The organism is Lysobacter sp. FW306-1B-D06B, assembly GCF_038446665.1.
Classification (GTDB): Bacteria; Pseudomonadota; Gammaproteobacteria; order Xanthomonadales; family Xanthomonadaceae; genus Lysobacter_J.
Genome location: NZ_CP151802.1, coordinates 728358 through 742367, shown reverse-complemented (window position 1 = coordinate 742367; position 14010 = coordinate 728358). Strand labels below are relative to the sequence as shown.

The window sequence follows — 14010 nt, the reverse complement described above, 5'->3', positions numbered from 1 at the left end:
AGCTTGGGATGGATCCCTCGCGATGCCCCCATGCCGCCCTCACCGCGCCCTCAAGACCCGGCGCGGCCTGGGCGCGACGCTGGCCCCACGGTCGGCCCTTCCGCGCCGCCCCCGAGGAGATCGCCATGAACGCTTCGTCCTTTTCGTTCCGGCCCGCCGCCGTCGTTCCCCTGGCCGCCGCCGCCCTCGCGCTCGCCGCCGCGCTGGCAGCCGCCCCCGCCTCCGCCCAGGAGACCGGCCCAGTGACGCTGGAAATCGACTGCGCCCGCCCGGCGCTGCCGAGCCAGCAGGACATCACCCGCCTCACCGGCGTGGCCAACTTCAGCCAGGCCTACGCCGTGCGCGCACGCCTGATGGGCGACGCCAAGCGCGCCTGCCAGTCGGCCGACAAGGTGCGGTTGGTGCTGGACGTGGAAGCCGACACACGCCAAGTGGCGCGCAGGTGATCGGCGCCTCAGCGCGGCGGCGGCAGGCGGAAGAACGCCCGCGCCGTCGCGGTGGTCGCAGCGGCGGTGGTCGCCACGTCCTCGCCGCGATCGCGGGCCAGTTCCTCGACGATGTGCGCCAGGAACATCGGCTCGTTGCGGCGGTGCGCCGGCGCCGGCCGGATCGTGCGCGGCAGCAGGTAGGGCGCGTCGGTCTCGATCATCAGCCGGTCGGCCGGGATGTGCTTCACCAGCTCGCGCAGGTGCTGGCCGCGGCGTTCGTCGCAGAGCCAGCCGGTGATGCCGATGTGCCAGTCGCGGTCGAGGCAGTCGAACATCTCCTCGCGCGTGCCGGTGAAGCAGTGCACCACCGCCGGGCCGAGGCGGCCGTCGAAGTTGCGCATCATCGACATGAAGTCCGCGTGCGCATCGCGCTGGTGCAGGAACAGCGGCTTGCCCGTCTCGGCGGCGATCTGCAGCTGCAACTCGAACGCACGGCGCTGCGCCGGGCGCGGCGAGAAGTCGCGGAAGTAGTCCAGCCCGCATTCGCCCACCGCGACCACCTCCGCATGCGTGTGCAGCTCGCGCATCTCCGCGTCGCACTGCGCGGTGTACTCGGTGGCGTGGTGCGGGTGCACGCCGGCGGTGGCGAACAGCTCGCCCGGATGCCGCCTGGCCAGCTTCAGCGCCTGCGGCGAGTGCTCGCGGCTGGCGCCGGTGATCACCATCTGCGCCACGCCGGCCTCGCGCGCGCGGGCCAGCACCGCGTCGCGGTCGGGGTCGAAGGAGTCGTGGGTGAGGTTGGCGCCGATGTCGATCAATTCCATGCGCCCAGTTTAACGGCGGCGACGCGGCGCACCCGCGGTGTTGCATGGCCGCGTTCGGCCTGACGGGATACGGCGCGCAAACCAGCCCCGTCGGCGTCGAGCGCGGCCATGCAACGCCACGGGCAGGGATCGCCCGCAGCCGTCCCGTATCCTTGCGCGCGTGAATCGCACCGCCTTCCCCATCGACGAGCTGCTGCCGCGCATCCGCGCCAGCCTGGCCGAACACCCGCGCCTGGTCCTGGAAGCCCCGCCCGGCGCCGGCAAGACCACGCAGGTGCCGCCGGCGCTGCTGGACGAACCCTGGCTGCAAGGCCGCAGGATCGTGATGCTGGAACCGCGCCGCGTGGCCGCGCGCGCCGCCGCGCACTTCATGGCGCGCCAGCGCGGCGAGGAGGTCGGCGGCACTGTCGGCTACCGCATCCGCTTCGAGAACAAGGTGTCGGCCGCCACGCGGATAGAAGTCGTCACCGAGGGCATCCTCACGCGCATGCTGCAGGACGATCCGATGCTGGAAGGCGTCGGCGCGCTGCTGTTCGACGAGTTCCACGAACGCCACCTCTCCGCCGACCTCGGCCTCGCGCTCGCGCTGGACGTGCAGGCCGGGCTGCGCGAGGACCTGCGCATCGTGGTGATGTCGGCCACGCTGGACGGCGAACGCCTGGCGGACTTCCTCGACGCCCCGCGCCTGAGCAGCGCCGGCCGCAGCTTTCCCGTGTCGATCGCGCACTTCCCCGCGCGCCGCGAGGAAGCGCTGGAACACCAGGCGCGCCGCGCGGTGGAGCACGCGCTGGCGCAGCATCCCGGCGACGTGCTCGTCTTCCTGCCGGGCCAGCGCGAGATCGCGCGCGTGCAGGCCGCGCTGGAACAGGGGGCGTCTCCCGGCGCCGCCGACATCCTCACGCTCCACGGCGAACTTCCCGTCGAACAGCAGACGCGCGTGCTCCAGCCCGATCCCGACGGCCGCCGCCGCATCGTGCTGGCGACCAACGTCGCCGAATCCAGCGTGACCCTGCCGGGCGTGCGCGTGGTGATCGATTCGGGCCTGGCGCGCGAGCCGCGCTACGACCCCAACAGCGGCTTCGCGCGGCTGGACGTGGTGAACATCGCGCAGGCCTCCGCCGACCAGCGCGCCGGCCGCGCCGGTCGCGTCGCCGACGGTTGGGCCTGGCGGCTGTGGCCGGAATCGCAGCGCTTGGAACCGCAGCGCCGTCCGGAGATGGCGCAGGTCGAACTCGCCGGCCTCGCGCTCGAACTGGCCGCCTGGGGCGATGCGAACCTGCGCTTCGTCGATGCCCCGCCGCCGGGCGCGCTCGCCGCCGCGCGCGAACTCCTGCAGCGGTTGGGGGCGCTCGACGGCGCCTCGATCACGCCGCTGGGGCGGCGCATGCTCGCGCTCGGCACGCACCCGCGGCTGGCGGCGATGCTGCTCGCGCCGAACGACCGCAGCGAACAGGCGCTGGCCTGCGACCTCGCCGCGCTGCTGGAAGCGCGCGATCCGCTGCGGCCGTTACCGGGCAAGCAGCGCAGCGACTCGGCGGCCGAACGCTGGCAGGCGCTGGCGGCCTTCCGCGCGGGGCGTGTCGCACCGGATGCCTCGCGTTCCTCGCTCGCCGCGCTCGACCAGGCCGCCAAGCAATGGCGTCGCCGCCTGCGCCTGGACGCCGCACCGCCCACCAACGCGCCCGCGCACCGGCTCGGCGACGTGCTGCTGCACGCCTTCCCGGACCGCATCGCGCGTCAGCATCCGTCCGATCCGTACCGCTACCAGCTCGCCAACGGCCGCAGCGCGAAGCTGTTCGACGACAGCACCTTGTACGGCGAGCGCTGGATCACCATCAGCGAACTGCGCGACGACCCGCGCGATGCACGCATCCTGCACGGCGCGCCGCTGGACGAGGCGCGCTTGCAGCGCGACTTCCCGCAGCGCTTCGTCACCCAGGACCGCGTGGTCTGGGACGCGAACGTGCGCGGCATCGCGGCGGTGCGCGAAACGCGCTTCGACCGCATCGTCATCGAGAGCAAGCCGCTCGCCAAACCCGACCCCGCGCGCTACGCCGATGCGCTCGTCGATGCGGTGCGCCAGCTCGGCCTGCGCGCGCTGCCGTGGACGGCGTCGCAATCGCAATGGCGTGCGCGCGTGCGCTGTCTGCGCGCATGGATGCCGGACCTCGACGGCCTGCCCGACCTGTCCGACGCCGCGCTGCTGGAATCGCTGGACGAGTGGCTCAAGCCCGCGCTCACCGGCAAGACGCGGCTGGACGCGCTGGACGAAGCGGCCTTCGGCGAGGCGCTGAAGTCCACCACGTCCTGGGCGACGCGGCAGAAGATCGACGCGCTCGTGCCCACGCGCATCGTCGTGCCGTCGGGGATGGAACGCGGCATCGAGTACGCGTTCGACGACGAGGCCGACGCGCCCGTCGCGCCGGTGCTGGCGGTGAAGCTGCAGGAGTTGTTCGGCCTGGCCGACACGCCGCGCATCGCCGATGGCCGCGTGCCGCTGACGCTGCACCTGCTCTCGCCCGGCGGCAAGCCGTTGCAGATCACGCAGGACCTGAAGGGCTTCTGGGACCGCACGTATCCTGAAGTGAAGAAGGAAATGAAGGGCCGCTACCCCAAGCATCCGTGGCCCGACGATCCGTGGAGCGCGACGGCGACGCATCGGGCGAAGCCTCGCGGGACGTAGGGCGATCCGTCATCCCGGCGAAGGCGGGGACCCAGGCGCTCAAGCTTCGCCGCGCCCAAGACGTCATCCCCGCGAAGGCGGGGATCCAACTCCCAGGCGGATCACGCTCGACGGAAGGCATGAGGCTGTTTGCCTTGGATGGTGCTGCCGTTCGGCAGCCCAAAAGCCCCGCCTCCGCGGGAATGACGGCATTGTGTTGCCCTCAGCCCAACCCCTCTCCCGCGAGCGGGAGAGGGGCTCTGTCCTAAACTCGCGCCATGACCCTCTCGCCGCTCGACCAGCCCGAATTCCTGCCGTTCAAGCTCGACCTCGTCGGCCGGCGCGTGCTGTGGCTGCGCTTCGATGCCGCGCAGCGGCGCGAGGCCGCCTTCCTCGACGATCGCGCGATCCCGCCCAACGCCGAGGGCGGCTGGCTCCCGCTCGACGCGCTGCTCACGCATCGCGTGCCCGCGTCGCCGCCGGCGCACGCGATCTTCCACATCGGCCACTGCGGCTCCACGCTGCTCAGCCGCCTGCTCGAAGCCTGGCCGCAGGTGCAGGGACTGCGCGAACCGCTGCCGCTGCGCACGCTCGCCGAGGCATGGCCGACGCTGGAGGAACCCGTTTCGCGCCTCTCGCCGATGCAGGCCGAACAGGCGCTGCACGCGCTGTGGTCGCGCTGGTCGCAGGCATTGCCGCCGCAGTCGCGCAGCGTGGTGAAGGCGACCAGCAGCTGCAACGGCCTGATCGCACCGCTGCTGGAGGGCCAGCCCGGCCTGCGCGCGGTGCTGCTGGACATGCCGCTGCGTGCGTACCTGGCCACGCTGCTGAAATCGCCCGCGTCGGTGTTCGATGCCGCCAGCGCCGCGGCCGAACGCCTGCGTTACCTCCAGTACCACGGCGTCGCGCGCCACCTCGCGCTGCACCAGATCCCGCTGCACCGGCAATGCGCGATGGGCTGGCTGGCCGAGCAGATGCGCTTCGACGCCATCGCGCGCGGGCACGACGGCGATCGCGTGATCCGCATGGACTTCGAGGCGCTGCTCGCCTCGCCGCAGCGCGAGCTGCATCGTGTCGCGGTCCACTTCGGCCTCGATACGGAACGCGTGGACGAGGCGGTCGCGTCGCCGGCGTGGGGTCGCTATTCCAAAGCCCAGTCGCACGGTTACGGACGCGACGACCGCGCGCACGACCTGGCGCTGGCGATGCAGACCTTCGCCGACGACATCGCCGACGCGGAAGCCTGGGTCGCGGCGCTGGCGGCGATCTAAAGATTCCGACAGCGTCGCGGCGGGCGGCGCGCTCCAATAATGTGCGAGTAACCAATGCCGACCCCGTCACCCACCCTGGAGGCGCCATGCGCCGTGTTCATCCGGCCCCGGCGCCCGCGCCACGGGCCCTGCGCTAAGCTGCGCCGCGCATGTCCGACTTCGCCGTCCACACGCTCATGGACACCGGCACCGTCAAGGTGAAGGACGTGTTCTGCGCGGGCACCTGCCGTCATCGCAGCGCCGAGGAATGCGCGGCGGCGACGCACCTGGTGTTTCCGTATCGCGGCCTGTACGCGCGCCACGTCGGCGCCGATCAGGCCGTCGCCGATGCGAACCACGTGCTGTTCTTCAATGCGGGGCAGGGCTATCAGGTCAGTCACCCGGTGGACGGTGGCGATGCGAGCCTGGTGCTCGCGGTGGCGCCGGAACTGCTGCGCGAGCTTTCGCCCTCCGGTCTGATGCAGCGCCACGACGAGCCTTCGTATCGACTGCAATCGCTGCGCATCGATGCACGCGCGCAGGCGCTGGTCGCGTTGTTGCGTCACAGCCTGCGGCACGGCGGCATCGAACCGCTGGAAGCCGAAGTGCTGGCGGTGACGCTGGTTTCGCGCAGCCTCGGCCCGCGCACGGCGCACGAAACCACGGCCACGCAGGCGCGGCGGCGATTGGTGGATCGCGTGAAGGTATTGCTCGCCAGCGACCTGGGCCGGCAATGGAAGCTGGCCGACATCGCCGCGCAGATCGGCGGCTCGCCGGTGTACCTCACGCAGGCCTTCGCGCAGGTCGAAGGCATGCCGCTGCACCGCTACCACCTGCAGCTGCGGCTGGCGCGCGCGCTGGATCGCGTGGCGCAATGCGAGGACATGTCGGCGCTGGCGCAGGACCTGGGCTTCTCCAGCCACAGCCATTTCAGCGCGGCGTTCAAGCAGGCCTACGGCCGCACGCCGAGCGCGTTTCGCACCGCGGCGCTCGCCAAGAGCGCCTGACGCGCCGCGCGATCGCTAAAGAATCCGACAGCGCGCCACGCGCGCAGATGGTCTCCTGACGTTGCCCGGAATCGCCGGGCCTGAAAGGAGCGTGTCATGAGCGAGAACACCTGCGCCGTCTGCGATTACCCGCTGGACGAGAACCGCGTGGAAGTGACCATCGGCGGGCGCGCCGTGGAAGTGTGCTGCGAGGAATGCGCGCAGAAGCTGCGCGAAGCCGAGCGGAGCCGCTGATGAACGCGTCCACCTTCCCCGCCGCGCGCCGCAGCGTGGCGACTCCGTCGGGCACCATTGCGTACATCGAACACGGACGCGGCCCGGTGGCATTGTTCGTCCACGGCGTGCTGCTCAACGGCCATCTGTGGCGGCACCAGCTCGATGCACTGAACGACGTGCGTCGCTGCATCGCGGTCGACCTGCTCGCGCACGGCGACACGCAGGCCGCCGACGGCCAGGACGTGTCCGTCACCGCGAACGCGCACATGCTCGCGCAGTTCCTCGACGCGCTGGGCATCGATCGCGTCGATCTAGTCGGCAACGACAGCGGCGGCGGCATCTGCCAGATCTTCGCCGCGCTGTACCCGCAACGGCTGCGCAGCCTCACGCTGACCAACTGCGATGCGCACGACAACTGGCCGCCGGAAGCGTTCCAGGGGTTCGTGGCGATGGTCGCGGCGGGTGGTCTTGCGGACACGCTGCGCGCGATGGTGGACGACAAGGACGTGTACCGCGCCGCGCTCGCGCCGGCCTACGAGCGCGCGGACCTCGTCACCGATGCGACGATCGACACCTACCTTCAACCGTTCGTGCGTTCGCCACGGCGACTGGCCGAGCTGGAGCGTTTCGTCAACGCGTTCGATTGTCGGCACACGTTGGCCATCGAGGACGGCCTGCGCAGGTTGCAGGCGCCGACACTGATCGTGTGGGGCACCGACGACGTCTACTTTCCGCTGGAGTGGGCGGGCTGGCTGGAACGCACGATCCCGGGCACGACGCGCCGCATCGACTTCGAAGGTGCGCGGATCTTTTTCCCGGAAGAGCGCGCGGCAGAGTTCAACCGCGAACTGCGCGCGCACCTGCTGGCGGTGCAGGCGCGTGCGCCGCTTGCCGATGCCACGGCGTGAGGTGTCGGCGATGAACGATGCGCGCAATGTGAACGGACCGGTCGTCGTGTATGGCGCGACCGGCCACACCGGACGCTTCATCGTCGCCGAACTGCTGCGACGCGGCCGCACGCCCGTGCTGTGCGGCCGCGACGTGGTACGGCTGGCGGAAATGGCGCGCGCGCATCCTGGGCTGCGTTGCCACGTGGCCGCCGTGGACGATGCGGACGCACTGGACGCGGCGTTTGCCGGAGCGGTGGCCGTGATCAACGCCGCGGGGCCGTTCCTGGACACCGCCGTGCCGGTGATCGAAGCGGCGCTGCGTGCCGGCGCGCACTACTTCGACACCAGCGCGGAGCAGCGCGCCGCGCATGACGTGTTCGCGCACTACAACGAACGCGCGCGCGCGGCGGGCGTGGTGGCGATGCCGTCGGTCGCGTTCTACGGCGCATTCGCGGACCTGCTGGCGACCGCCGCGATGGGCGATTGGGACGAGGCCGATGCGATCGACATCGCCGTCGGCCTGGACGGCTGGCATCCCACCGCCGGCACGCGCGTCACCGGAGAGCGCAACACCTGGCCGCGTTGGATCGTCGAAGGCGGGCAATTGCAGGTGCTGCCCGATCCACCGCCCGTTCGCGAATGGGACTACCCATCGCCGCTGGGAACGCAGGACGCGGTGATGCTGTCGCTGTCGGAGATCGTCGCCATCGCCCGCCACGTGCGCTGTCCGCGCGTGCACGCCTACATGAACCTGGCCCCGCTACGCGACCTGCGTGATCCGTCCACGCCGCCGCCGGAAGCGGCGGACGAACGCGGCCGCTCGGCGCAGTGCTTCGTGCTGGACGTGCGTGTGCGCCGTGGCGCGCAGGTCCGGCGAAGCGTGGCGCAGGGGCGCGACATCTATGCGGTCACCGCACCGTTGATCGTGGAAGCGCTGGAGCGCGTGCTCGCCGGACACGCGCCTGGTGCGGGCGCGTGGTCGCCCGGCGAGGCGTTCGATGCGTGCGATTTCCTCGACGCGTTGTCGCCGGAGCACTTCGCCTGGCGCGAAGAGGACGACGGTGCGGATCAGTGTTCGCGTCGCAGGAACACTTCCCAGCCGCCCACCAGTCCGTAATGGTGCGGAAACAGGCGCCCGGGCCACTTCAATGCATACGCCAGCACGGTGCGCGCGAAGTGCCGGTCGATCGTGGTTTCGACGATCGACGGCGCCGAACGCAGGATGCGGTAGTCGTGCGCCATGCCCAACCGGTCCAGCGCGCCGTCCCAGAATCGCGCACCCATGTCGTGCACGTGCCCGGGGTAAGTGAAATCAAGCGAGGTGCCGAGCGTGCGGGCCAGCTTCATCAGCGGCACCACGTGCGGCGTGCGCGCGTAGAAGATGCCGCCGGGCTTCATCGCCGAAAGCAGGTGCAGCAGTACCGGTCGGGGTTCGGGGATGTGTTCCAGGACGGCGCTTGCCAGCACGATGTCGGCCATGCCCGGCGCAATGCGTTCGACGTCCGCCACGCGCTCGAACTGGATGCGGGCATCGCCGGGATCCGCCGTGGACGGTGAGTGGTCCACCAGTTCGATGCGTACGCTGCTCGCGCCGTGCGCGAGGAGCTCGCGCGCGATCAGCGCCGAGTGAGTGCCGTCACCGCCACCGAAGTCCACCATCCGCAGCGCACGTCCCTCCAGGGCACCCAGGTGCGGCCCGCCATGGCGGTACACGTGACGCGCGAAGCGGGTGGGCCGATCGAAGGTGACGCCTTCCTCGCCGTTGTCGTAGTAGCCGGCGTAGTAGCGGTCCAGCACGTCGGGGCGCGGCATCCTGGAGGCCGATGTCGCCTCGCAGTCGAGGCAGTGCATCAAGGCGACGTCGGGACTTTCCTGCAACGGCAGCACGCTGCGGCGATTGCGCGAGCCGCAGATCGGACAGTCGGGCCGCGTGGCCTCCAGGTCCGCCTCGTCCATGTGGGCAGAGCAGTGGTACGCGGCAGCGCGCATAGGCGGCGAATTCCGGTGGGATCCGCCGACAGTATCCCCGCGCCTGTGCAGGCCAGGACAAGACGCGCGTCACGCCTCAGGTGTCGGCCCACATCCGGAACAGGTTCGTCCGCAGCGATTCCAGCAGCACCTGCAGGCGCTTCGGGTCGCCGCCGCCTGAGGCGATGGCGCGCGCTTCCTCCAGCTGCACCAGCAGTTCGCGCCGGCCGGCGTCGGCGACCCAGCTTTGCAGCCAGGTGATCGCCGCGATGCGCACGCCGCGCGTGACCGGCGTGACGCGGTGGATCGTCGTGGAGGGATACAGGATCGCGCTGCCCGCATCCAGGCGGTACGACAGCTCCTGTGCGCCGAGCTGGATTGTCAGCTCGCCGCCGTCGTACTCGGAGGGATCGTTGAGAAACACCGTGCACGACAGGTCGCTGCGGATCGGCGGCGTGGATGGGAACAGCGCTTCATCCACGTGCCAGCCGTAGTTCATGCCCGGCTCGTAGCGCACACAGGTGGTGCGCGCCATCGTGCGCGGCTGCGCGAACACGCGCAGCTCCGGCACGCGCATGAGCGCGTCGCGGGCCATCAGCGCGATGCGCTGGTTGACCGGATCGTCCTGCGGCGCCTGCAGGTTCTGCTTGATCGTGGAGTCGGGGTTGGTCATGCGCCCGTCGCCGAAGCGGATCTGCGGCAGCAGCTCGCGCACCGTCTGCAATTCCGCGGCGGAGAGCACGTTGGGCAGGACTCGGATCATGGCGGCGCCGCGCGGTGTGGGTGCGGCCATGATCGGCATTCAGCCGGGGGCCGGCAACCGGGCCCCGCGCTCACACCGCTTCAACGATGGCTTGCCGACACTGCACTCCGCTTTTCGCGAAATGGAATGGGCACCATGACGAAGCTGACTTCGCTCCCCGAACGCGCGCTCGACCTGGCCTCGCTGGTCGGCGAGAACCTTCGCCACGTTGGCAAGAACCTGCGCCACACGGTTCCCTCGGTAACGCAGCACGCCGGCCAATGGCTGGAAACCGGCGCCAAGCTGGGCGCACTCAAGACGGGCGCGCGCGTCGCGGGCGGCTTCGTGCGGCGCAATCCGGTGCTGGTCGCGGCAGCCGTCGCGGGCGCGGGGCTGCTCTGGTACGCCGCCAAGCGTCGTGCGCGCCGGGCCGAGGAAGAGCTGAATGGCCAGGAGGCGATCGAAGGCAGTTCGCGCCGGGTCGAAGCGCGTCGTGGCAGCGGCCGTCGCGCGCCGGCGGCGCGTCATCGCAACGCGACGACGCGGGAGTCGCACGTCGAGCATTGAATCGCGCGGAACCATGACGCCAGGCGAATGGACCCAAAGCTGTCATCCCCGCGAAGGCGGGGATCCCGCGTTCCGACGCAACCCCGCTCGCCGGAGGCCGTGACTGACGCACAGTCGGGTTCCCGCCTTCGCGGGAACGACAGCTTCATGCACTAAAGCGAGGCAGCCTGTTGGCCGCGATCACACCATCGTCGGCGACGGCACTTCCGGCAGCTCGATGATGAAGCGGGCACCGCCGTTGCGGCGCGGTTCGTACCAGAGCTGGCCGCCGGCACGCGCGATGATGCGCTTGGCCAGCGACAGCCCGAGCCCGTTCGACAGCCCGTTGTATTGCGGGTCGTCGTGCAGGCGCACGAAGGGCATGAACAGCTCCTTCTGACGCTCGGGCGGAATGCCCGGGCCGCGGTCGGCCACGATCAGCTGCCAGTAGCCCGGCGCGCCCGTGCGCGCGGTGAGCAGCAATTCCGAATCCGGCGCGTACTTCATCGCGTTGGTGACCAGGTTTTCCGCCACCTGGCGCAGCACGCGCGGGTGGATGTTCACCTGCGCCAGCCCCGCCGGCGGGCGCAGTTCGACGCGGATGCCGCGCGCTTCCAGCTGCATCTCGTAGCGCTTGTGCAGCCATTCCAGCGTTTCGCCCAGGTCCGCGCGCCCACCGCTGGCGGCTTCGTCCGGACGCGGATCGGACTGGCTTTCCAGGTAATGGTGGATGTAGCCCAGTGCGTCGTCCGCGCTCTCGTGGATCATCTGCAGGTAGCGCGGAATGCGCTCGGACTTGCACAGGCCGCTGCGCAGCAGTTCGGCGGCGAAGACCACGCTGCTCAGCGGGTTCTTCAGATCGTGCGCGACCAGGTTGACCAGCTCTTCGCGCTCGCGCGCCACGCGTTCCAGGCGGTCGCGCGTGAGCTTGAGGCCGACGTGCGCGTTCACGCGCGCCAGCAGTTCTTCCGGCAGGAACGGCTTGGTGACGTAATCGACCACGCCCGCGTCGAAGGCGCGCAGCAGCAAGTCGCGGTCGTGCGCGGCGGTGACGAAGACCACCGGCACCTGCAGCGGTCCCAACTCGTGCAGCGCGGCGATGACATCGAAGCCGTCCATGCCCGGCATCATCATGTCGAGCAGGATCAGGTCCGGCGGGCTTTCGATGTAGCGCTGCAGGGCTTCTTCGCCGGAACTGGCGGAAATGACTTCGTAACCCTGACGCGCCAGCAGCGTGCCGACCACGCGCAGGTTTACATTCTGGTCGTCGACGACCAGGATCCGGCCCGAATTGCCTGCGGCTATGACCATGCTGCGTCCCTGTCCCCGGGGCAGCGCAGACCCCCTTCGCGCCGCGGTTTCATTGAGGCAGACGGTAGCAGAAAGGCGGCCGATTGCGTGCATGGCGTCCCCGGAAGAGCGGTTGAGCGCGCCCGGACCCTCCATGGGCCGGATCGGCAACACGGCGTTGCAAACGCATCCGCCCCGTCGCATAGAACGCATCGCATCATGTGTCCCCCTACTCGCGTGCCGACCCCCATGCGCCCCGATCCTCGCCCCCTTGGCCGATCCTCCCTGCGTGTCGCTCCGTTCGCCCTGGGCGGCAACGTGTTCGGCTGGAGCGCCGACGAGGCGACCACCTTCGCCCTGCTCGACGCCTTCGTCGACAGCGGTTTCGACCTCGTGGACACCGCCGATTCGTACTCGTACTGGGTGCCCGGCCACCAGGGCGGGGAGTCGGAAACGCTGCTGGGCCGCTGGTTCGCCCGCAGCGGCAAGCGCGCGAAGGTGATCGTGGCGACCAAGCTGGGCAAGTGGGAGCGCCACCGCGGGCTCGCCCCGGACACGATCCAGGCGGCCGTGGAGGGTTCGTTGCGGCGCCTGCAAACCGACGTGATCGACCTCTACCAGGCCCACGAGGACGACGCGTCCACGCCCCTGGCCGACACGTTGGGAGCGTTCGCCCGCTTGATCGAGCAGGGCAAGGTGCGGGCGATCGGCGCGTCCAACTACTCCGCCGCGCGTCTGGGCGAGGCCCTGGACGTGGCGGAGCGCCACGGCCTGCCGCGCTTTGAGACCCTGCAGCCGGAGTACAACCTCTACGCCCGCGCCGGCTTCGAGGCCGCGCTGCAACCGCTGGCGCGCGAGCGCGATGTCGCGGTGATCCCGTACTACGGCCTGGCCAGCGGTTTCCTCACCGGCAAGTACCGCAGCGAGGCCGACCTGGGCAAGAGCGCGGCCCGTGCCGGCGCGATCGGCAAGTACCTCAACCCGCGCGGACTGCGCATCCTGCAGGCGCTGGACGATGTCGCCTCCGACCTGGGCGCCACGCCGGCGCAGGTCGCCCTGGCGTGGCTGATGGCGCAGCCGACGGTGGCGGCGCCGATCGCCAGCGCGACCAGCGTGGCGCAGCTGCACGAGTTGCTCGCCGCGGCGCGGTTGTCGCTGGGCGCCGCGCAGCTGGCGCAACTGGACGAGGCCAGCGCGGAATGAGCACGACCGTCTCCACCGCGCACCCGCACGCGGCGCGCCGCGTCGGCCTGGCGATGGCCGCCACCGGCGCGATCCTGTTTTCCGCCAAGGCGGTCCTGGCGAAGTTCCAGTACCGGCACGGCATCGACGCCCTCGACGTGCTGGCGCTGCGGATGTTGTTCTCGCTGCCGCTGTTCGTAGCGCTGGGCATCCGCGAGACGCGTCGGCCCGGTCACGCGCGCATGACGCGCCGGGATTTCGGCCTGATCCTCATCCTGGGCGTGCTCGGCTATTACCTGTCGAGCCTGTTCGACTTCTGGGGCCTGGAGTACGTGCCGGTCTCGCTGGAGCGGCTGATCCTGTTCCTCAACCCCACCTTCGTGCTGCTGATCGGCGTGTTCGCGTTCAAGCGAAAGGTCGCGCGGCGCGAATGGATCGCGCTGGCGGTGAGCTACGCGGGCGTGGCGCTGGTGTTCGTCGAGAACCTGCGTGTGGAAGGCGAGCACATCCTGCTCGGCAGCGGCCTGGTGCTGCTGGCGGCGCTGAGCTACGCGCTGTACCTGTCGATGTCGGGCCAGCTCATCGCGCGCATCGGCTCGCTGCGCCTGGTGGCGTATGCGATGTGCGTGTCGACCGCGGCGACGCTCATCCACTACGTCATCGCACGCGATCCCTCGCACCTGCTGGAACTGACGCCCACGGTGTACGGACTGGCCGCGATCAACGCGTTCTTCTGCACCTTCCTGCCGGTGACCTTCACGATGGGCGCGGTGGCGCGGCTCGGTGCGGGCACGACGGCGCAGCTGTCGGTGCTGGGGCCGGTGTCGCTGGTGTTCCTGGGCGCGTGGTTGCTGGGCGAGCCGATCACGGCCGTGCAGTTGGTCGGCACGGCGGTCGTGGTGGGCGGCGTGCTGCTGCTGACGCGGCGCGGGGCGAACTCGGTGCCGGTGCCGGTGGATGAGGAGGCGCGGTCGAGTCCGCAGGCTTCGCGCTAATTGCGCTTGG

General features: G+C 70.5%; 14 protein-coding genes. 10 read left to right on the top strand and 4 right to left on the bottom strand.

Features of this window, described 5'->3' with window-relative positions:
• Positions 1–125: 125 nt before the first annotated feature.
• Entirely contained in the window at positions 126–446 is a 321-nt protein-coding gene (locus tag AAFF32_RS03415; protein WP_216964969.1) for a hypothetical protein, read from the top strand.
• A gap of 8 nt (positions 447–454) precedes the next feature.
• Here AAFF32_RS03415 and AAFF32_RS03410 read toward each other — a convergent pair whose 3' ends face one another.
• Complete coding sequence (locus tag AAFF32_RS03410) at positions 455–1252, bottom strand: TatD family hydrolase (RefSeq protein ID WP_216964971.1); 798 nt, start codon at positions 1250–1252, stop codon at positions 455–457.
• A gap of 160 nt (positions 1253–1412) precedes the next feature.
• On the opposite strand from AAFF32_RS03410, the gene hrpB reads away from it, so the two are divergent.
• The 6 genes from hrpB (at position 1413) to AAFF32_RS03380 (ending at position 8394) form a co-directional block, all read left to right on the top strand.
• Complete coding sequence (gene hrpB / locus AAFF32_RS03405) at positions 1413–3935, top strand: ATP-dependent helicase HrpB (protein ID WP_342316494.1); 2523 nt, start codon at positions 1413–1415, stop codon at positions 3933–3935.
• A 257-nt stretch (positions 3936–4192) separates the two neighbouring features.
• A complete protein-coding gene (locus AAFF32_RS03400; protein WP_216964975.1) occupies positions 4193–5185 on the top strand; it encodes a sulfotransferase in 993 nt (330 codons plus the stop codon).
• Positions 5186–5334: 149 nt separating this feature from the next.
• Positions 5335–6171 (top strand): AraC family transcriptional regulator, encoded by an 837-nt coding sequence (locus tag AAFF32_RS03395; RefSeq protein WP_216964976.1) that lies wholly within the window; start codon positions 5335–5337, stop codon positions 6169–6171.
• Between the two features lie 96 nt (positions 6172–6267).
• Entirely contained in the window at positions 6268–6405 is a 138-nt protein-coding gene (locus AAFF32_RS03390; protein WP_216964978.1) for a hypothetical protein, read from the top strand.
• Positions 6405–7295, top strand: coding sequence for an alpha/beta hydrolase (locus tag AAFF32_RS03385; protein WP_216964980.1), 891 nt, complete (start codon positions 6405–6407; stop codon positions 7293–7295). The genes AAFF32_RS03390 and AAFF32_RS03385 overlap by 1 nt, the downstream gene beginning before the upstream one ends.
• 10 nt (positions 7296–7305) lie before the next feature.
• A complete protein-coding gene (locus AAFF32_RS03380; RefSeq protein ID WP_342316493.1) occupies positions 7306–8394 on the top strand; it encodes a saccharopine dehydrogenase NADP-binding domain-containing protein in 1089 nt (362 codons plus the stop codon).
• Here the strand turns inward: AAFF32_RS03380 and AAFF32_RS03375 are convergent.
• Both AAFF32_RS03375 and AAFF32_RS03370 read right to left on the bottom strand, forming a co-directional pair.
• A complete protein-coding gene (locus AAFF32_RS03375) occupies positions 8346–9266 on the bottom strand; it encodes a methyltransferase domain-containing protein (RefSeq protein ID WP_342316492.1) in 921 nt (306 codons plus the stop codon). The genes AAFF32_RS03380 and AAFF32_RS03375 overlap by 49 nt on opposite strands.
• 76 nt (positions 9267–9342) lie before the next feature.
• Positions 9343–10038, bottom strand: coding sequence for a Fe2+-dependent dioxygenase (locus tag AAFF32_RS03370; RefSeq protein ID WP_216964986.1), 696 nt, complete (start codon positions 10036–10038; stop codon positions 9343–9345).
• A 105-nt stretch (positions 10039–10143) separates the two neighbouring features.
• Here AAFF32_RS03370 and AAFF32_RS03365 point away from each other — a divergent pair, with 105 nt between their 5' ends.
• Positions 10144–10554: a hypothetical protein gene (locus AAFF32_RS03365; RefSeq protein ID WP_342316491.1), complete on the top strand. Its 411-nt coding sequence runs from the start codon at positions 10144–10146 to the stop codon at positions 10552–10554.
• A 180-nt stretch (positions 10555–10734) separates the two neighbouring features.
• Here the strand turns inward: AAFF32_RS03365 and AAFF32_RS03360 are convergent, their stop codons facing one another.
• Positions 10735–11844, bottom strand: a complete 1110-nt coding sequence (locus AAFF32_RS03360) for a hybrid sensor histidine kinase/response regulator (RefSeq protein WP_342316490.1) — start codon at positions 11842–11844, stop codon at positions 10735–10737.
• A 228-nt stretch (positions 11845–12072) separates the two neighbouring features.
• Here AAFF32_RS03360 and AAFF32_RS03355 point away from each other — a divergent pair, with 228 nt between their 5' ends.
• Positions 12073–13026 (top strand): aldo/keto reductase, encoded by a 954-nt coding sequence (locus tag AAFF32_RS03355; RefSeq protein WP_342316489.1) that lies wholly within the window; start codon positions 12073–12075, stop codon positions 13024–13026.
• Positions 13023–14000, top strand: a complete 978-nt coding sequence (locus AAFF32_RS03350) for a DMT family transporter (protein WP_342316488.1) — start codon at positions 13023–13025, stop codon at positions 13998–14000. The genes AAFF32_RS03355 and AAFF32_RS03350 overlap by 4 nt, the downstream gene beginning before the upstream one ends.
• Positions 14001–14010: the final 10 nt, after the last annotated feature.

Excerpts from the sequence above, each read along its gene's own strand:
- AAFF32_RS03415 (WP_216964969.1), top strand. The coding sequence starts at position 126 with ATGAACGCTTCGTCCTTTTCGTTCCGGCCCGCCGCCGTCGTTCCCCTG.
- AAFF32_RS03410 (WP_216964971.1), bottom strand. The coding sequence starts at position 1,252 with ATGGAATTGATCGACATCGGCGCCAACCTCACCCACGACTCCTTCGAC.
- AAFF32_RS03400 (WP_216964975.1), top strand. The coding sequence starts at position 4,193 with ATGACCCTCTCGCCGCTCGACCAGCCCGAATTCCTGCCGTTCAAGCTC.
- AAFF32_RS03395 (WP_216964976.1), top strand. The coding sequence starts at position 5,335 with ATGTCCGACTTCGCCGTCCACACGCTCATGGACACCGGCACCGTCAAG.
- AAFF32_RS03390 (WP_216964978.1), top strand. The coding sequence starts at position 6,268 with ATGAGCGAGAACACCTGCGCCGTCTGCGATTACCCGCTGGACGAGAAC.
- AAFF32_RS03385 (WP_216964980.1), top strand. The coding sequence starts at position 6,405 with ATGAACGCGTCCACCTTCCCCGCCGCGCGCCGCAGCGTGGCGACTCCG.
- AAFF32_RS03380 (WP_342316493.1), top strand. The coding sequence starts at position 7,306 with ATGAACGATGCGCGCAATGTGAACGGACCGGTCGTCGTGTATGGCGCG.
- AAFF32_RS03375 (WP_342316492.1), bottom strand. The coding sequence starts at position 9,266 with ATGCGCGCTGCCGCGTACCACTGCTCTGCCCACATGGACGAGGCGGAC.
- AAFF32_RS03370 (WP_216964986.1), bottom strand. The coding sequence starts at position 10,038 with ATGGCCGCACCCACACCGCGCGGCGCCGCCATGATCCGAGTCCTGCCC.
- AAFF32_RS03365 (WP_342316491.1), top strand. The coding sequence starts at position 10,144 with ATGACGAAGCTGACTTCGCTCCCCGAACGCGCGCTCGACCTGGCCTCG.
- AAFF32_RS03360 (WP_342316490.1), bottom strand. The coding sequence starts at position 11,844 with ATGGTCATAGCCGCAGGCAATTCGGGCCGGATCCTGGTCGTCGACGAC.
- AAFF32_RS03355 (WP_342316489.1), top strand. The coding sequence starts at position 12,073 with ATGCGCCCCGATCCTCGCCCCCTTGGCCGATCCTCCCTGCGTGTCGCT.
- AAFF32_RS03350 (WP_342316488.1), top strand. The coding sequence starts at position 13,023 with ATGAGCACGACCGTCTCCACCGCGCACCCGCACGCGGCGCGCCGCGTC.